Here is a 16,316-nt window from a genome sequence, read left to right as displayed (position 1 = left end):
CTCTGGCGTTCGTGCACCTGCGGTGAGCCTTTCACGGAAAGGGGTTACCGCTGGTTAGGCAGGTGATCGTACGGCTCCGCTGTGAGGGGGTTGTGCGGGTTCGGGGAGGGTCCGGGGCCGGGGATGTGCAGCATCGGGGGCTATGTGACGGGTGCTCACCTTTGCCTGGCGGCCCGGTGTCAGGGTCCGTTGCCGCAGGCCTGCTGGATGTCGTAGGCGGGGGTGCGCGGCTCCAGCCGGGAACCGAGCGCGGTTTCGCGGGGCAGGTTGAAGTCCCGGCTGCGCTTGAGGACCGCGCCGGCGACGAACTCGCCGACCACGCCGGGGCCGTGGAGGTCTTGGAGGTCGTGGCGGTCGGTGAGGCCGATCAGGGCGGTGGTCAGCATCTCCTGGTTGCTCGCGGTGGCATAGGGGCCGTCGGAGCGGGCGAACGGGACGCGGGTGCCGCCGAGCACCGCGACCCGGCGTGCGCGGGATGGTCCAGGGGGCTCATGTCGATCCGCTCCTCACCCGTGGCGGTGGCTCACCCGGCAGTGGCCCACCTCGACTTACCTCCGGTAACCTTACTCAAGAGTAAGCATTTTCCCGTTCTCCGGAACCGAGTCGCGCGGGAGTCGCACATGGCCGACCGCCACCTCAGCTTCACCGGCACGGCCCCCGGCCGTTTCCTCACCCGGCGCCCCGCGAGGCGGGTCGCCGCATGAACTCCCTAGCGCGGGGCGGGTCGCCCGTCGACGTCGCCGAGGCCACCGCCTGGCTCGCCCACCCGGCCTCCGGCACGGTCAACGGCCAGGTCGTCCGCGTCTGCGGCCAGAGCCTGCTGGGGGCGTGATGACCGCCGTCACCCTGACCGCGCCCCCCGCGCTGGCCCCGCTGCTGGCCCGGGGCGCCCTGCGCTCGCCCTTCAAGCGCCCCGCCCCCGACGCGGCCTTCCCCCGCACCCGCCTGGTGCTGCCCGGCGTACGCGTGGACCTGACGAAGCTGGCCGCGTACGAGCGGGTCTGCGGCTTCCCGACCGGCGAACCCGACCTGCCGGTCACCTACCCGCACGTCCTCGGCTTCCCGCTGGCCATGCGGCTGATGAGCGGACGGGACTTTCCGCTGCCGCTGCTGGGGCTGGTGCACACGTCGATCGAGATCGAGCGGGGCGCCGCGCTGGCGGCCGACGGGCAGTACGAGCTGTCCGTGTGGGTCGAGGGGCTGATTCCGCATCGGCGGGGGACGGAGGCGATGGTGGTGACGGAGCTACGGTCGGGCGGGAGGGCGGTCTGGGAGTCCCGCAGCACGTATCTGGCCCGGCACCGCACCGGCCCCGGTACGTCACCCGCGCCACGAGAGGCCACCGACGCCGCGCTGCCCGTCGTCGCCGAGTGGAGCCTCGCCGGGGACGTGGGGCGGCGGTACGGTGCCGCGTCCGGCGACCGGAACCCCATCCACCTGCATCCCCTCACCGCCCGCCTCTTCGGCTTCCCCCGGGCCATCGCCCACGGCATGTGGACGCTGGCCCGCTGCCTGGCCGCCCACGGCATCCCCGACGCGACCGAGGTACGGGCGCGGTTCCGGGCGCCGGTGCTGTTGCCGGGGACGGTGGTGTACGGGGCCGATGGGAGCGGGCGGTTCGAGTTGCGGGGTGCGGAGGGCGGGCGGGTGCATGTGGAGGGGGATGTGCGGAGCCGACTGGGCTAGGCGCCACCGGGGTGCCCCGTCGTTGCCGGGCGCGGGTCCGTTGTGGCTGGTCGCGCAGTTGCCCGCGCCCCTCAGGTCGGCTCATTCGGCGGTGTCCACATCTGACCGCGCATCAGGTTGCCCAGGCCCGACCACGCGAAGTTCATCAGGGTGGCCGCTGCCTGGCGGGCCGTTGTGCCGGGGGTGACGTTGGCCCACGCGGCGAGGGACTCGGCGGCGCCGACCAGGGCCTCGGCCAGGCCCGCCACCTCGTGTTCCGGGAGGTCGGGGTCGCGGTGGGCCTCGCGGGCCGCGACCGCGACCAGGCGGGTCACGAACGCGACGATCTCCGCGCGCATCGCGGCGACCTCGGCCGCGAAGGGCTCCCCGTGCGTACGGGCCTGGAGGTGCAGCACCGACCAGCCGTCGGGGTGCTCGGCGGTGTGCGCGAAGAACGCCCGCAAGCCGTCCCAGAGTTGCCGGTCGGCGGGCAGCCCCGGCCGGACACCCGCGCGCACGGCCTCCGTGAGCGCGGCGGCCTCGCGGCGGATGCACGCGGTGAAGAGGTCTTCCTTCGAGTTCAGGTACAGGTAGACCAACGGCTTGGACACGCCCGCGAGTTCGGCGATCTCGTCCATCGAGGCGGCCATGTACCCGCGCTGCCCGAAGATCCGTACGGCAGCGTCGAGCATCTGCTGCTCCCGCACCGCCCTCGGCATCCGTTTGGTCTTGACGGCACCCATGCGGGCAAGCCTAGTGGGACCGGCGGCGGGACTAGCTGGACGCGGCGGCCTCGCCCTGTGTCCGCGACGCGTCGTCGGCGACGTCCTCCTGGCTGCGGTTGGCGTCCAGGTTGGCCTTCATCCGGTCGACCTTCTGAACGATCTGCACGGAGGCCCGGTCCCGCTCCTTGCGCAGCACCACCCAGCTGATCGGCGCCGAGAGGACCAGGGCGAGCAGCAGGACCCACAGTCCGTTGGACTCGCCGAAGCCGCGCGGGAAGATGCCCGAGTAGACGGCTCCCCAGACGATCAAGAGGCAGCCCGCGAAGATACCGAGGCGCATCAGCGTGTAGCGGAGCATCTCAATCCACTCGTCCGATTCCAAAAGGGGTCATCGTCCAGTGAAGCACGAGCGGTGGGCGATCACGCAGGGGGGTCGGCGTCAGCGCAGCGGGAGCAGCATGATGATGTCGTCGCGGTCGTCCCCGGGCGCGACCCGGATGGCGTCCGGGACGCGTCCGACCTCCTTGTAGCCGCAGGAGCCGTAGAACCGCTCCAGGCCCAGCCCGCCCCGGCAGGTCAGCCGGATCGCCTCGATGCCCTCCATCGCGCGGGCCGCGTCCGCGGCGGCGGCCAGCAGGTCGCGGCCGTAGCCCCGGCCCTGGTGGCGGGGGTGGACCATCACCGTGTACAGCCACAGCCAGTGGGTCATCAGCCGGTGGGTGTTGCGGGTGAGGAAGGCGGCCGCGGCGACCTCGCCGGTCTCGTCGTGGCCGACGAGCAGCCGGGTGCGGCCCTCGGCCATCTGCACGAAGTGCCGTACCAGCTCCGGGCGTATCTCCTCGCGGGTCACCGGTGGTACGAAGCCGACGGCACCGCCCGCGTCGGAGACGTCCGTCCACAGGTCGAGGATGCCGTCGCGGAGGGCGGGGGTGATGGCGGGGTCCAGCGTGAAGGTAAGAGGCACGTCGGCAGTTTACTTATTACCCAAGGGCGCGTGCAGCCACCTTCAGGTCGGCCACCAGGCCCTGGTACGCCTGCTCGCGGTCGTCCGCGCGCAGCACCGCCGACGGGTGCACGGTCGGCACCAGCCGCTCCGGCCGGCCGTGGATCTCCTCCTCCAGTACGGTCCCGCGCACCTGGCTCACCCGGAACGACGACCCCAGCAGCGCCTTCCCGGCCGTAGCGCCCAGGATCACGATCAGCTCCGGCTCCACCAGCGCCAGCTCCGCCGCGAGCCAGGGGCCGCAGGCCGTCATCTCGCGCAGGCTCGGCGCCTTGTGGATACGGCGCTTGCGGGGTTCGGCCCGGGTGAACTTGAAGTGCTTGACCGCGTTGGTGACGTAGGCCTCGGAGGGGTCGATACCGGCCTCCGCCAGGGCCCGGTCGAGCAGCTTGCCGGCCGGACCGACGAACGGCCTCCCCTGCCGGTCCTCCTGATCCCCGGGCTGCTCCCCCACGAGCATCACGCGGGCGTCGGTGTTCCCGGCGCCGAAGACGGTCTGGGTGGCGGCGCGGTGCAGGGGGCAGCCGCGACACCCTGCGGCGGCTTGGCGGAGGGCTTGCAGGTCGGCGCCGTCCGGCACGAACGGCTCCGCGGTGTACGCGTCCTCGGGGGCCTTCGTTGCTGGCATGCCCGGCGGGTACCCCTCGTTCCGGCGGGGAATCGAGGGGTCGATCAGGCCGTCGCCCGGGTGCGGGTGCGTGGGGGGTTCTCGCGCAGTTCCCCGCGCCCCTGGTCGGCTCAGCCGGCCCTCGCCGGAAAGTCACACCCGCATCGGCTGGGGGGACTCCCGGCGCGCCGGGTCGGGGCCGTCGTACTCGCGGATGATCTCGTACCGCGTGTTGCGTTCCACCGGGCGGAAGCCCGCGTCGCGGATCAGTTCCAGCAGGTCCTCGCGGGTCAGCTTGTTCGGCGTGCCGAAGTTGTCCGCGTCGTGGGTGATCTTGTACTCCACCACCGACCCGTCCATGTCGTCGGCGCCGTGCTGGAGGGCGAGCTGGGCGGTCTGCACGCCGTGCATGACCCAGAAGACCTTGACGTGCGGGACGTTGTCGAACAGCAGCCGCGACACCGCGAAGGTCTTCAGCGCCTCCGCGCCGGTCGCCATCCGGGTGCGCGCCTGGAGGGTGTTGCGTACCTTGCCGTCCTTCATGTCCACGAAGTCGTGCTGGTAGCGCAGCGGGATGAAGACCTGGAAGCCGCCGGTCTCGTCCTGGAGCTCACGCAGGCGCAGGACGTGGTCGACGCGGTGCCGGGGCTCCTCGATGTGGCCGTACAGCATGGTGCACGGGGTCTTCAGACCCTTCTCGTGCGCCAGGCGGTGGATGCGGGACCAGTCCTCCCAGTGGGTGCGGTGGTCCACGATGTGCTGCCGGACCTCCCAGTCGAAGATCTCGGCGCCACCGCCGGTCAGCGACTCCAGGCCCGCGTCGATCAGCTCGTCGAGGATCTCGGACGCCGACAGACCGCTGATGGTCTCGAAGTGGTGGATCTCGGTCGCCGTGAAGGCCTTGAGGGAGACGTTCGGCAGGGCCTGCTTCAGCTCGCGCAGGGAGCGCGGGTAGTACCGCCACGGCAGGTTCGGGTGCAGGCCGTTGACGATGTGCAGCTCGGTGAGGTTCTCCGACTCCATCGCCTTGGCGAGCTTGACGGCCTCCTCGATGCGCATCGTGTACGCGTCCTTCTCGCCCGGCTTGCGCTGGAACGAGCAGTAGGCGCAGGAGGCCGTGCACACGTTCGTCATGTTCAGGTGCCGGTTGACGTTGAAGTGGACGACGTCACCGTTCTTGCGGGTCCGTACCTCGTGGGCGAGTCCGCCGAGCCAGGCCAGGTCGTCCGACTCGTAGAGCGCGATGCCGTCCTCGCGGGTCAGCCGCTCACCGGAGCGGACCTTCTCCTCCAGCTCACGCTTGAGGCCGACGTCCATACCCACACCTTTCTACGACAACGCGACCCACGGTATCCCTAGACCTCTTCCGGCAGTTCTCCGACCCGGTTCTCCCACTTGGTGGACAGCACGATCGTGGTACGGGTGCGGGAGACGCCCTTCGTCCCGCTGAGCCGGCGGATGGTCTTCTCCAGGCCGTCCACGTCCGTCGAGCGCACCTTGAGCATGAAGGAGTCGTCACCGGCGATGAACCAGCAGTCCTCGATCTCCGGCAGGTCCCGCAGCCGCTGGGCGACGTCCTCGTGGTCGGCGGCGTCGGAGAGCGAGATGCCGATCAGGGCGGTGACGCCGAGGCCGAGGGAGGCCGCGTTCACCGTCGCGCGGTAGCCGGTGATGACACCGGCCGCCTCCAGCCGGTTGATGCGGTCGGTGACGCTGGGCCCCGACAGGCCGACAAGGCGCCCCAGCTCCGCGTACGAGGCCCGGCCGTTCTCCCTCAGGGCCTGGATGAGCTGCCTGTCCACCGCGTCCATGCGATCGAAGCCTTCCGGTGAAAGTTCGTGAAGTGATGAGGGGTACTGCTGCTTGCCTTACATGCCGGGTGTGCCGCCGCCCAGCTCGCCCCGCCAGCGCCGGTACAGGTCGTGTGCGACACCCGCCGCGTCCAGCACGCGGCCGGCGACGAAGTCCACCAGATCCTGGATGTGGGTGGCGCCCGCGTAGAAGGCGGGCGAGGCCGGGACGACCGTGGCGCCGGCGTCGTCCAGCGCGACGAGGTGCCGCAGCGTCTGCCCGTTCAAGGGGGTCTCCCGTACGGCCACGACCAGCGTCCGGCGCTCCTTCAGTGTGACGCTCGCCGCGCGCTGGAGCAGATCCTTGGACAGGCCGAGCGCCACACCGGCCACGCAGGCGGTGGAGGCGGGCACGATGAGCATGCCCTTCGCCGGGTACGACCCCGAGGACGGGCCGGCGGCGAGATCGCCCGCGCTCCAGTACCGCACCCCGCTGACGTCCACCTCGAAGGTCCCGGGCTTGCCGTCGGCGCCACGGGCCAGCCATTCCCGCAGGTCGTCCTGCCAGTGGGCGTCCCGGAACGAGATGCCCGTCTCGTCCAGCAGCGTCAGCCGCGAGGCCCGGCTGACCACCAGGTCCACCGCTTCCCCGGCCCCCAGCAGCGCCCGCAGCACGGCAGCCGCGTACGGCGTCCCGGAAGCTCCGGAGACCCCCACGATCCAAGGCACACGCTGCGTTTCTCCTGCGTTCACACCTTGAGCGTACCGGCGCGCCCGACCGTGCTCAGGCCGGGTGGTGCCGGGCCGCTCACACGGTCAGACCGCGTACGAGGAGATCAAGCAGCGCGCACACGAACAGGGCAATGCCGATGAAGCCGTTGACCGAGAAGAACGCCCTGTTCAGGCGGGACAGATCGTGCGGGCGGACGATGGAGTGTTCGTAGAGGAAGGCACCGGCGACGATCAGCAGGCCCAGCCAGAAGAACGCGCCGGCGTGGGTGGCCAGGCCGTACCAGACGAACAGGGCCGTCGTGATCGTGTGGCACACCCGCGCGCCCCAGATCGCGGCCGGGATGCCGAAGCGGGCCGGGACCGACAGCACGCCGATCTCGCGGTCGGTCTCGACGTCCTGGCAGGCGTAGATCAGGTCGAAGCCGCCGATCCAGACGCCGACGGCGAGGCCGAGGATCACCGCCGTCCAGGACCACTCGCCGCTGATCGCCAGCCAGCCGCCGATGGGGCCCATGGCCTGGGCGAGACCCAGGATGGCCTGCGGGAAGTTGGTGAACCGCTTCCCGTAGGGGTAGACCACCATGGGGATCACCGCCACCGGCGCGAGCGCCAGGCAGAGCGGGTTCAGGAGGGCCGCCGCGCCCAGGAAGACCACCAGGGCGATCAGGGCGCCCGTCCAGGCGTGCTTCACCGACATCGCGCCGGTGACCAGCTCGCGGTGGGCCGTGCGCGGGTTCCGGGCGTCGATCTCGCGGTCGATGATCCGGTTGACCGCCATGGCGAAGGTGCGCAGGCCGACCATGCAGATGGTGACCAGGAGCAGGCGGCCCCAGTGGATGTTCTTGTCCCACTCGTACATCGCCGTGAGGGAGGCGATGTAGGCGAAGGGGAGCGCGAAGACCGAGTGCTCGATCATCACCAGGCGGAGGAACGCCTTGGTGCGGCCGGGCTGGGGGATGGCGGCAGAGGCCGACGTCACAGTCCGTACTCCTTCCAGCGGCGGTCCACCAGGGCCGCCGTATCCGGGTCCGACAGGACCATGTCCGGCCAGCCGCCGTCGCGGGTGTAGCCCTCCTCCGGCCACTTCCGCGTCGCGTCGATGCCCGCCTTGCCGCCCCAGAACTGCTGGTAGGAGGCGTGGTCCAGGTGGTCGACGGGGCCCTCGACGACCGTGAGGTCGCGGGCGTAGTCGGTGTTGCCGAGGGCCCGCCAGGCGACCTCGTGCAGATCGTGCACGTCGCAGTCGGCGTCCACGACGACGATCAGCTTGGTCAGGGACATCATGTGGGCCCCCCAGATCGCGTGCATCACCTTCTGCGCGTGCTTCGGGTACTTCTTGTCGATCGAGACGATCGCGCAGTTGTGGAAGCCGCCGGCCTCGGGCAGGTGGTAGTCCACGATGTCCGGGACGATGATCTTGAGCAGGGGCAGGAAGAAGCGCTCCGTGGCGCGGCCGAGCGGGCCGTCCTCCGTCGGGGGGCGGCCGACGACGATCGACTGGAGCAGGGGGCGCCTGCGCATCGTCACGCAGTCGATCTTCAGGGCCGGGAAGGGCTCCTGCGGGGTGTAGAAGCCGGTGTGGTCGCCGAAGGGGCCCTCGGGCAGCATCTCGCCGGGCTCCAGCCAGCCCTCCAGGACCACCTCGGCGTTGGCCGGGACCTGGAGCGGCACCGTCTTGCAGTCGACCATCTCGATCCGCTTGCCCGCGATGAAGCCGGCGAAAAGGTATTCGTCGATGTCGCCGGGGAGCGGGGCGGTGGAGGCGTACGTCACGGCGGGCGGGCATCCGAAGGCGATGGCCACCGGAAGCCGCTCACCCCTCCGGGCGGCCACCTGGTAGTGGTTCCGGCTGTCCTTGTGGATCTGCCAGTGCATGCCGATCGTGCGCTTGTCGTGCCGCTGGAGGCGGTACAGGCCCAGGTTCCGGACGCCGGTCTCGGGGTCCTTGGTGTGGGTCAGTCCCAGGTTGAAGAAGGAGCCGCCGTCCTTCGGCCAGGTGAACAGCGCCGGGAGCCGGTCGAGGTCGACCTCGTCGCCCTGGAGGACGACCTCCTGCACCGGCGCGTTGTCGGACTTCACCTTCTTCGGCGGGACGTGGGTCATCGCGCCCAGCTTGCCGAAGGCCTCCCGCACGCCGACGAAACCGTGCGGCAGCTCGGGCCGCAGCAGACCGCCGATCTTCTCGGAGATCTCGCCGTACGACTTCAGGCCCAGCGCCTTCAGCAGGCGGCGGTCGGTGCCGTACACGTTCATGGCGAGGGGCATGTCCGAGCCGCGCACGTTCTCGAAGAGCAGCGCCGGGCCGTCGGACTTCTGCACCCGGTCGACGATCTCCCCGACTTCCAGATACGGGTCGACCTCGGCCTTGATGCGCTTGAGGTCGCCCTCGCGCTCCAGCGCCCGGAGGAGGGAGCGAAGATCGTCGTAAGCCATGTGCCCAAGTATCGCCGACGTACCGCTTTGTCCATGCGGCCACCCCCGGGTCACCGCAAGCGGCCCTCGCGCGGCTTGCGTTCATAAGGACTTGCGGCTGCCGACCCCTGGCGTGATTAATGGTCGACAACGAGTAACGAGGGATCATCTGACCTCTGGGGGACCCATGGAGACCGGCAAGCCGCCTGAGCGACCGGCCCACGCACCGCCACCGTCGGCCGCACCGCCACCGTCCGCCGTACCGCCACCGGCCGCCGCGCCGGCCGGCCCGCCCATGCCGGACGTGCCGCCGCCCGCCCGGACCGCCCCGCCCGCACCCATCGAACTGCGGGTCAGCAAGCGGATTCTGTGGATCGGCTCGGCCGTCTACCCGCTGCACAACATCGCCCGCGTGTACACCTTCACCCTGCGGCCGAGGCGCAAGGAGGCGGTCCTGCGGTTCCTGCGGTACGCCGCCGGAACGCTGGTCGTCGGCTTCATCGCCATGCTGCCGGGCCTGCCCTCCCTGGCCTTCCAGGGCCCCGACTCCGGCGCGGCCGGCTATGTGGGCTGGGTCTGGTTCCTGGCCCTCGCCGCCGCCGTCTACTTCTTCGTCGACATGATGTCCGTCCTGACGGCCCAGCCCCACTACGTCCTCGCCGTCGAGACGTCCGGCGCCTCCACCGCGCTGGTCACCAGCCAGGACGCCCGCTACCTGGACCAGCTCGTCGGCCAGATCTCGTACGCCCTCGACCACCCCGACACCGAGTTCCGGGTGACGGTGGAACGCCTCACCGTCTCGCCGAACAACTACTACTTCGGCGACAACGTGAACATGTACGGCGGCAACGGAAACGTGGGGATCACGCGATGACCGGCAACAGCTACTACTACGGCGACAACGTCACCATGTACGGCGGCCAGGGCAACCAGGGCATCGTCAAGAACCAGATGACCACCGGTACGGCCGGGCAGGACCCGGCGCTGGTCGCTGCCCTCGCCGAACTGCACCGGCTGATCGGCGAGTTGCGAGCCCAGGTGCCGGCGCCCAGCGCCCAGCTGCTCGACGAGTCCCTGCCCGCCCTCAGCCCCGAAGCCGCCGTCCCGGCGCAGGAGCGGCACCGGGCGCTGATGGCCATCGCCGGCATCGCCGCCACCGTCGGCGCGGTCGGCCAGCCGGTGGCGCAGGCGGTCCAGGCGATCACCGGCCTGCTGGCCGGCTAGCCGGCGGTGCCTCAGCCCGGGTACGGAACGCCGGCCGAAGGGTGAAAGCCCCGCCGAGGAGTGGAAGCATGGCCGGTGTGATTCCCACCATCGATCTGCGGATCTGGACCGAGGGGGACGCGATGCGGCGGGCCGTGCTCGCCCGCACCGTCGACGAGGCCCTCAAGACGGCCGGGTTCCTGCTGGTCACCGGGCATGGCGTGGACCCCGCGCTGCGGGCCGGGATCCGGTCGGCCGCCCGGGAGTTCTTCCTGTTGCCCACCGAGGTCAAGCAGCGCTACGCGGCGAGGGTCGGCGGGCGCGGCTGGCTCGGTCCGGGCGCCGAGGCCAACGGGTACGCGGAGGGCACCGCGACCCCGCCGGACCTGAAGGAGTCGCTGACCTTCGCCACCGCCGAGCCGTTCGAGGACCCGGTCGTCAACGCCGAGTGGTACGCACCCAACGTGTGGCCGGCGCAGGTGCCCGCGCTGCGCGGGCTGTGCGAGGAGTACCTGGGCCGGATGGTCGCGCTGGAGAAGGAGCTGCTGGCCCTGCTGGCGTGCGCGCTCGGGCTCGGCGCCGACTTCTTCACCCGGCACATGGGTCATCCGACGTACGGCTTCAACATCAACTGGTACCCGGGGACGGAGATCGTCGGCGTGCCCGAGCCCGGGCAGTTCCGGATCGGGCCGCACACCGACTTCGGGACCGTCACCATCCTCGACCGGCAGGCCGGCCAGGGCGGGCTCCAGGTGTACACCGACACGGACGGCTGGCAGGACGCGCCGTACGACCCGGCCGCGTTCACGATCAACATCGGCGATCTGCTGGCCCGTTGGACCGGGGACCGGTGGCGGTCCGGGCGGCACCGGGTGCTGCCGCCGCCCGTCGACGCGCCCACCGAGGAGCTGATCTCGCTCGTGTACTTCGGCGAGTGCACCCCGGGCACGCTGGTGGAGTCCCTTCCGGCGCCGGTGGGCCGGGTGGCGTACCCGCCCGTCGACTCGCACGTGTACCTCCGCGAGAAGCTGGACTCGATCACCGTCGACTGAACCCCTGACCGGTCACCGACGGTTATTCACTTCCGCGTTCGGCCCGCCACCCGTTCCGTTGAAATGAACCGGCCGGGCATGTCCCGCCCGCGTCCCACGGCATTGGCTTGCAGGGGGCCCGCATCCAGGGGCCCCTTCTGCGATGGGAGACGCGTGCGAATCACTGACATCCAGCGCTGCGAGGTCCGGCCGGGACGGCTCGTCGAGTGGACGCTGAGCCCGGCGACCGTCGCGGCGGCGACGGCGCTCCCGGAGGACTCCCGGCCGCCCGCCTACATCCAGGAGTCGCACATCAGGACGGCCAAGTGCGTCCGGGACGACGGGCTCTTCGTGCCGACCTGGCTCGGCACCGCCTTCGACATCCCCGGCCCGGTCGACCTCGACGTGCTGGAGCGGGCGCTGCGCGCCTGGACCGTACGGCACGAGACGCTGCGCAGCGGCTTCCGCTGGGCGGGTGACGAGCTGCGCCGGTTCACGCTCGATGCGGCCGACGTGTCCCTGCGCCGGGAGGAGGTGGGCGACTTCCCCGACGCCGGCGGTCTCGCCCGGCACCTCCAGGACCGCTTCGACACGGTCGCGGACGCGCTGCGCTGGCCCAACCTGATCTACACAGCGGTCGCACGGGACGACGGCGCGAGCGTGTACATGGCCTTCGACCACAGCAACGTCGACGCGTACTCGCTGCACCGGCTCGTCGCCGAGATCCACGAGCTGTACGCGGCGGGCCTGGCCGGGACCGAACCGGACGCCTCCGTACCGGCCGCGAGCTACGTCGACTTCTGCGAGATCGAGCGCGCGGACGCGGACGGCATCGACGGCGGGCACGCGTTCGTGGACCGCTGGCGGGAGTTCATCCACCGCTGCGACGGCACGCTGCCGGGCTTCCCGGTCGACCTGGGGCTGGCCCCGGGCGGCCCGCTGCCCACACAGCGGATGCTGTGCGAGCCGCTGGCGGACGCGGACGCGGCGGCGGCGTTCGAGGCGTACTGCCGGCCGTACGGTGGCAGCCTGGTCGGGCTGCTGGCCGCGACCGGGCTGATCGTGCACGAACTCGGCGGGCAGCCGGTGTACCGGACGGTCGTGCCCTTCCACACCCGGGTGAAGTCGCGGTGGACGGACTCGGTGGGCTGGTACGTGGGCGGCGCCCCGATCGAGGTGCCGGTGGGCCGTACCCGTGGCTTCCCGGAGGCCCTGCGGGCGGTCCGCGCCGAACTCCAGGCGAACCGGTCGCTGGCCCGGATGCCGCTGGCCCGGGTGCTGAGCCTGCTCGGCGCGGACTTCCGGCCGACCTCCCCGGACCTGTACTCGATCGTGTCGTACGTCGACGCCCGCACCATCCCGGGCGCCGAGCGGTGGGCGGAGCTGAAGGCGTACGGGCTGATGCGGGTGTCGTACGGCGACCAGGTGTGCGTGTGGGTGAACCGGCTGCCCGAGGGGCTGTGGCTGGCGAGCCGGTACCCGGACACGGACATCGCGGCGAAGAACATGCGGCTGTACGTCGAGCGGCTGCGGGACCGGATCGCCTCGGTGGCCCACAGCAGTCTGCCCGCGGTCTCCTAGGCGCTCAGCTCCGTCCCGGCCCCAGCGCCTCGATCAAACGTTCGAAACGGCTCCGCCAGCGCTGTTCCGACTCCTCCTCGCCCTGGAACTCGTGCGTGAAGCGGAGCACGCTGCCGTCCTCTCCGTCCCGCTCCAGATGGAACCGGAGCCGGCCGCCGCCCTCGACCGTGTACTCCGCGACCCGGTCCACGTCCCACGCGGTGACCTGTCCGCCGCCCAGGTCGCGCAGGGCGACCGCGCCGCCGAGCCGGGGTTCGAGCACGTCGGCGGCGGTGAACCAGGACGCCAGCCCCTCGGGCGTGGCCAGCGCGGGCCAGACCTCCTCCATGCGCTGCGGGAGCCGCACCACGAAGTGCAGGATGTGCGTGTTCCCGTGCGTCTGGCTGGTGCCCTGTGCGATGGAACCGCTCATGACACCAGCCTGCCCCCGGGTCCGGGGATGCGCACGTGGTTGCGGCCGCTCGCCCGCGCGGTCCACGACGGCCCGGCGCAGCACCGCCGTGTCGCTGGTGGCCTGCCCTTCTCATCCAGACCTCCTGCCGGTGCAGCGGCTGAACGGTCGTCCGGCCGCGCGCTCGCGCGGCCGTTCCCCGCGCCCCTTCGGGGCGCTGACGCAGCGGCACCCGCCAGCGTGGCCGGCGAGTCACGACCCGGCGATGTGTGTCCACGTCCTGTCGCCTGTCCGGACGACGAAGGCCGGTTCCCGTGACCCGCGTCACAGGAACCGGCCTTGCGGCGGTGGCGGTTAGACGCCCGCGTAGGAGTGCTTGCCGCTGACGAAGATGTTGACGCCGTAGTAGTTGAACAGCCAGCAGCCGAAGGCGATCAGCGCCAGGTAGGCGGCCTTGCGGCCCTTCCAGCCGGCCGTGGCCCGGGCGTGCAGGTAGCAGGCGTAGGCGATCCAGGTGATGAAGGACCAGGTCTCCTTCGGGTCCCAGTTCCAGTACCGGCCCCAGGCGTCGCCCGCCCAGATCGCGCCCGCGATGATCGTGAAGGTCCAGAGGGGGAACACCGCCGCGTTGACGCGGTAGGCGAACTTGTCCAGGGAGGCCGAGGCGGGCAGCCGCTCCAGCACCGAGGAGGCGAACTTGCCGGGCCGGCCGCCCAGCTGGAGCTTGTTCTCGTACGAGTCCTTGAACAGGTACAGGATCGTCGCGACCGCGCCGACGTAGAACACGGCACCGCAGAAGATCGCGGTGGAGACGTGGATGTACAGCCAGTACGAGTGCAGGGCCGGCACCAGCTGGTCGCTGGCCGTGTACAGGACGGTGACCGCGAGACCCAGGTCCAGCAGGACCGTCGTGACGAGGAACAGGCCGAGCCAGCGCACGTTCTTCTTCAGGGCCAGCAGCGCGAGGTACACGCCGACCGCGACCGTGGAGAACGTGATGTTGAACTCGTACATGTTGCCCCACGGCGCCCGTTCCACGGAGGCCGCGCGGGTGACGACACCGCCCAGCTCCACCAGGAACGCGAGCACGGTGAGGGAGACGGCGATCCGGCCGTACAGGTCGCCCTGCTCGTCGCCGCCGTGCGCGCCGGGCCCGTCCGGCACGTCCCGCGCGCCGGACGCCGAGCGGACGACGACCTTCGGCCGCTCCAGCACGGCGGTGCCGCCGGCCCGCTGCACCGTGACGGCGGGCGCGCTCGCCTTCCGCTCGCTGTCGGCGGTGAGCGCGGCGGCCGTACGGGCGACCTTGCTGCGGCTGCCGAACAGCCACTCGGCGATGTAGGCGAAGAAGGCCAGGGTGTAGACGGCCATCGACGAGTAGATCAGCGTGTTGCTGATGCTCGCGAGGTGTTCGTTGGTTGCGGCGGCCAGATCGGTTGCGGCGGCGAGAGTCACTTCTCAGCCCCTTCGGCAGGTACGACTTGGGGGTCGGGGGTTTCTGCGGAGTCGTCGTCGGGGTCGTCGCCGGGCTCAGGTGCCCCCGGCGCCCGGTCGTAGAGGATTCCGGCGAGGTCGCCCAGCTCCTCGGGCACCTTCGCGGACTCGCTGCGGCCGAGCCCCGCCATCTCGACCACCGTGACGCCGTCGGCGCCGCGCACCGCCCGCACCCAGACCCGGCGGCGCTGGATGAACAGGGACGCGGCCAGGCCGAAGATCGCGGCGAGGGCGCCGGTGAGCGCCCAGCCGCCGCCCGGCTCCTGGACGATCTCGAAGCCGGCCCACTCCTTGATGTCCTTCTCGAAGGTGATGGACCCGGCGCCGTTGGGCAGCGTCATGGTGTCGCCGGGCTTCAGCAGCTTCTTCAGCAGCTGGCCCTTGGCGTCCTTGAACGCCGTCATGTGCTTCTTGTCGAGCTGGTACACGCTCTGCGGGAGACCCGAGTTCACACCCAGGTCGCCGTGGTAGGCGTTCACCGCGAGCACCGGGTTCAGCAGCGCCGGGAACTGCGAGAGCATCGTGCCGCTCCGCGTGTTCAGCGTCGGCACGAAGAACGCCTGGAAGCCGAGCTGCTCCTTCTTGCCCCGGGCGTCGCGGTAGCCGTCCATCACCTTCACCACGCCGTTGGAGGTGACGTTGCCGTCGAGCGGCAGCAGCGGGACCGCGTCCTGGTAGACGATCTTCCCCTTGCCGTCCCGGACGGTGATGACGGGCGCATAGCCGTGGCTGACCAGGTAGACCTTGGCGTCGTCGATCTTCAGCGGCTCGTTGACCTTGACGGTCGTCGGCCGCTCCTTGCCGTAGGCGCCCTTGCTGTAGGTGATCTTCGCCTCGAAGGTGCGCGGGGTGCCCCGGTTGGGGCCGCTGACCTCGTAGGTGCCCTTGAAGTCCTTCAGGTCGAAGCTGAACGGCACCAGGTCGTCGTTCCGGAACAGGCTGCCGGACTTGAAGTCGTCGTACATCGGCAGCGCGTTGGAGAAGCCGTCGCCCTCCACCATCAGCTTGGTGCCGTCGGACTTGTAGAGCTGGCCCGAGGCGAAGGCGACCAGCAGCACGATCAGGGCGATGTGGAAGACCAGGTTGCCCACCTCGCGCAGGTAGCCCTTCTCGGCGGCCACGGCGTCACCGGCGACGTGGGCGCGGAAGCGGCGCTTCTTCAGCAGCGCGAGCGCGGCCTCACGGACCCGCTCCGGGTCCTCGGTGGTGCGCCAGGTGGTGTAGGCGGGCAGCCGGGTCAGCCGCTTGGGCGCGGCCGGGGGACGGCCGCGCAGCTGGCCGACGAACTGCCAGGTGCGGGGGATGATGCAGCCGATGAGGGAGACGAACAGCAGGATGTAGATCGCGGAGAACCACACCGAGCTGTAGACGTGGAACAGGCCGAGCTTGTCGTAGACCGGCGCCAGCGTCCTGTGGGCGGCGCGGAAGTCCTCGACCTTGCTCGCGTCGGCGCCGGTCTGCGGGATCAGCGAGCCGGGGATCGCGCCGAGCGAGAGCAGCAGGAGCAGCAGCAGCGCGACCCGCATGGAGGTCAGCTGCCGCCAGAACCAGCGCGCCCAGCCGATGACACCGAGGCCGGGCAGGCTCACCTGCTCCTCCTGCGGCGCGGTGGACAGCTGGGAGCCGGCCGCTCCCAGTTCCTCCCGGTCCTGGCTCGTGTCGGTGTCGGTCTTGCTCATCGG

The 16,316-nt window shown here is 70.9% G+C and carries 17 protein-coding genes and 2 pseudogenes; 6 read left to right on the top strand and 13 right to left on the bottom strand.

All coding sequences use genetic code 11. The annotated features are described in order from the left end of the window. Positions 1–185 precede the first annotated feature (185 nt). Positions 186–455, bottom strand: a pseudogene (locus ACZ4WH_RS00200) (acetyl-CoA C-acetyltransferase); the annotation flags it as partial. Between the two features lie 227 nt (positions 456–682). On the opposite strand from ACZ4WH_RS00200, the pseudogene ACZ4WH_RS00195 reads away from it, so the two are divergent. Together ACZ4WH_RS00195 and ACZ4WH_RS00190 are read left to right on the top strand one after the other, a co-directional pair. Continuing rightward, positions 683–832, top strand: a pseudogene (locus tag ACZ4WH_RS00195) (3-oxoacyl-ACP reductase); the annotation flags it as partial. Next, on the top strand, positions 832–1,686 hold the full coding sequence (locus ACZ4WH_RS00190; RefSeq protein ID WP_468174593.1) for a MaoC/PaaZ C-terminal domain-containing protein: 855 nt from the start codon (positions 832–834) through the stop codon (positions 1,684–1,686). The pseudogene ACZ4WH_RS00195 and the gene ACZ4WH_RS00190, both read left to right, overlap by 1 nt. A gap of 71 nt (positions 1,687–1,757) precedes the next feature. Here the strand turns inward: ACZ4WH_RS00190 and ACZ4WH_RS00185 are convergent, their stop codons facing one another. The 9 genes from ACZ4WH_RS00185 to ACZ4WH_RS00145 all read right to left on the bottom strand — a co-directional run bounded on the left by ACZ4WH_RS00185 (position 1,758) and on the right by ACZ4WH_RS00145 (position 8,955). Further along, positions 1,758–2,408 carry a TetR/AcrR family transcriptional regulator gene (locus tag ACZ4WH_RS00185; protein WP_468174590.1) on the bottom strand — a complete coding sequence of 217 codons (651 nt, stop codon included), beginning with the start codon at positions 2,406–2,408 and terminating at the stop codon, positions 1,758–1,760. Positions 2,409–2,439: 31 nt separating this feature from the next. Next, on the bottom strand, positions 2,440–2,748 hold the full coding sequence (locus tag ACZ4WH_RS00180) for a DUF4229 domain-containing protein (RefSeq protein ID WP_030640949.1): 309 nt from the start codon (positions 2,746–2,748) through the stop codon (positions 2,440–2,442). Between the two features lie 81 nt (positions 2,749–2,829). After that, positions 2,830–3,354, bottom strand: coding sequence for a GNAT family N-acetyltransferase (locus tag ACZ4WH_RS00175; protein WP_468174587.1), 525 nt, complete (start codon positions 3,352–3,354; stop codon positions 2,830–2,832). Between the two features lie 16 nt (positions 3,355–3,370). Then, positions 3,371–4,021, bottom strand: a complete 651-nt coding sequence (locus tag ACZ4WH_RS00170; RefSeq protein ID WP_359266566.1) for a UdgX family uracil-DNA binding protein — start codon at positions 4,019–4,021, stop codon at positions 3,371–3,373. A gap of 132 nt (positions 4,022–4,153) precedes the next feature. Then, positions 4,154–5,317 carry an aminofutalosine synthase MqnE gene (gene mqnE / locus ACZ4WH_RS00165; protein WP_468174583.1) on the bottom strand — a complete coding sequence of 388 codons (1,164 nt, stop codon included), beginning with the start codon at positions 5,315–5,317 and terminating at the stop codon, positions 4,154–4,156. A gap of 38 nt (positions 5,318–5,355) precedes the next feature. Further along, the gene (locus tag ACZ4WH_RS00160) at positions 5,356–5,811 is read right to left on the bottom strand and encodes an Lrp/AsnC family transcriptional regulator (RefSeq protein WP_030640941.1); all 456 of its coding nucleotides are present in this window, start codon (positions 5,809–5,811) and stop codon (positions 5,356–5,358) included. Between the two features lie 57 nt (positions 5,812–5,868). Continuing rightward, complete coding sequence (locus ACZ4WH_RS00155; protein WP_468175517.1) at positions 5,869–6,519, bottom strand: UbiX family flavin prenyltransferase; 651 nt, start codon at positions 6,517–6,519, stop codon at positions 5,869–5,871. Positions 6,520–6,598: 79 nt separating this feature from the next. Then, the gene (gene mqnP / locus ACZ4WH_RS00150; protein ID WP_468174580.1) at positions 6,599–7,501 is read right to left on the bottom strand and encodes a menaquinone biosynthesis prenyltransferase MqnP; all 903 of its coding nucleotides are present in this window, start codon (positions 7,499–7,501) and stop codon (positions 6,599–6,601) included. Further along, on the bottom strand, positions 7,498–8,955 hold the full coding sequence (locus ACZ4WH_RS00145) for a menaquinone biosynthesis decarboxylase (RefSeq protein WP_468174578.1): 1,458 nt from the start codon (positions 8,953–8,955) through the stop codon (positions 7,498–7,500). The genes mqnP and ACZ4WH_RS00145 overlap by 4 nt, the downstream gene beginning before the upstream one ends. Before the next feature lie 274 nt (positions 8,956–9,229). Between ACZ4WH_RS00145 and ACZ4WH_RS00140 the strand changes: the two genes are divergently transcribed. The 4 genes from ACZ4WH_RS00140 to ACZ4WH_RS00125 all read left to right on the top strand — a co-directional run bounded on the left by ACZ4WH_RS00140 (position 9,230) and on the right by ACZ4WH_RS00125 (position 12,749). Next, entirely contained in the window at positions 9,230–9,808 is a 579-nt protein-coding gene (locus ACZ4WH_RS00140) for a DUF6232 family protein (RefSeq protein WP_468175514.1), read from the top strand. Then, on the top strand, positions 9,805–10,158 hold the full coding sequence (locus tag ACZ4WH_RS00135; RefSeq protein WP_468174575.1) for a hypothetical protein: 354 nt from the start codon (positions 9,805–9,807) through the stop codon (positions 10,156–10,158). The genes ACZ4WH_RS00140 and ACZ4WH_RS00135 overlap by 4 nt, the downstream gene beginning before the upstream one ends. A gap of 68 nt (positions 10,159–10,226) precedes the next feature. Beyond that, a complete protein-coding gene (locus tag ACZ4WH_RS00130; protein WP_468174572.1) occupies positions 10,227–11,189 on the top strand; it encodes an isopenicillin N synthase family dioxygenase in 963 nt (320 codons plus the stop codon). Between the two features lie 153 nt (positions 11,190–11,342). Then, positions 11,343–12,749 carry a condensation domain-containing protein gene (locus tag ACZ4WH_RS00125; protein WP_468174569.1) on the top strand — a complete coding sequence of 469 codons (1,407 nt, stop codon included), beginning with the start codon at positions 11,343–11,345 and terminating at the stop codon, positions 12,747–12,749. 4 nt (positions 12,750–12,753) lie between these two features. On the opposite strand, the gene ACZ4WH_RS00120 is transcribed toward ACZ4WH_RS00125, so the two are convergent. The 3 genes from ACZ4WH_RS00120 to resB form a co-directional block, all read right to left on the bottom strand. Further along, positions 12,754–13,161 carry an SRPBCC domain-containing protein gene (locus tag ACZ4WH_RS00120; RefSeq protein ID WP_468174566.1) on the bottom strand — a complete coding sequence of 136 codons (408 nt, stop codon included), beginning with the start codon at positions 13,159–13,161 and terminating at the stop codon, positions 12,754–12,756. Between the two features lie 333 nt (positions 13,162–13,494). After that, positions 13,495–14,595, bottom strand: coding sequence for a c-type cytochrome biogenesis protein CcsB (ccsB, locus tag ACZ4WH_RS00115; RefSeq protein ID WP_468174563.1), 1,101 nt, complete (start codon positions 14,593–14,595; stop codon positions 13,495–13,497). Next, a complete protein-coding gene (gene resB, locus ACZ4WH_RS00110; protein WP_468174561.1) occupies positions 14,592–16,313 on the bottom strand; it encodes a cytochrome c biogenesis protein ResB in 1,722 nt (573 codons plus the stop codon). Before resB ends, ccsB begins: the two co-directional genes overlap by 4 nt. Positions 16,314–16,316 lie beyond the last annotated feature (3 nt).

The sequence above is a fragment of the Streptomyces sp. NPDC029138 genome, assembly GCF_055564375.1.
This window is presented reverse-complemented; position numbering and strand designations above follow the sequence as displayed.

Bases quoted from the DNA above. Each gene is read 5' to 3' on its own strand.
- ACZ4WH_RS00145 (WP_468174578.1), bottom strand. From the start codon at position 8,955: ATGGCTTACGACGATCTTCGCTCCCTCCTCCGGGCGCTGGAGCGCGAG.
- resB (WP_468174561.1), bottom strand. From the start codon at position 16,313: ATGAGCAAGACCGACACCGACACGAGCCAGGACCGGGAGGAACTGGGA.
- ACZ4WH_RS00130 (WP_468174572.1), top strand. From the start codon at position 10,227: ATGGCCGGTGTGATTCCCACCATCGATCTGCGGATCTGGACCGAGGGG.
- ACZ4WH_RS00185 (WP_468174590.1), bottom strand. From the start codon at position 2,408: ATGGGTGCCGTCAAGACCAAACGGATGCCGAGGGCGGTGCGGGAGCAG.
- ACZ4WH_RS00135 (WP_468174575.1), top strand. From the start codon at position 9,805: ATGACCGGCAACAGCTACTACTACGGCGACAACGTCACCATGTACGGC.
- ACZ4WH_RS00140 (WP_468175514.1), top strand. From the start codon at position 9,230: ATGCCGGACGTGCCGCCGCCCGCCCGGACCGCCCCGCCCGCACCCATC.
- ACZ4WH_RS00120 (WP_468174566.1), bottom strand. From the start codon at position 13,161: ATGAGCGGTTCCATCGCACAGGGCACCAGCCAGACGCACGGGAACACG.
- ACZ4WH_RS00190 (WP_468174593.1), top strand. From the start codon at position 832: ATGACCGCCGTCACCCTGACCGCGCCCCCCGCGCTGGCCCCGCTGCTG.
- ACZ4WH_RS00180 (WP_030640949.1), bottom strand. From the start codon at position 2,748: ATGCTCCGCTACACGCTGATGCGCCTCGGTATCTTCGCGGGCTGCCTC.
- ACZ4WH_RS00170 (WP_359266566.1), bottom strand. From the start codon at position 4,021: ATGCCAGCAACGAAGGCCCCCGAGGACGCGTACACCGCGGAGCCGTTC.
- ACZ4WH_RS00160 (WP_030640941.1), bottom strand. From the start codon at position 5,811: ATGGACGCGGTGGACAGGCAGCTCATCCAGGCCCTGAGGGAGAACGGC.
- mqnE (WP_468174583.1), bottom strand. From the start codon at position 5,317: ATGGACGTCGGCCTCAAGCGTGAGCTGGAGGAGAAGGTCCGCTCCGGT.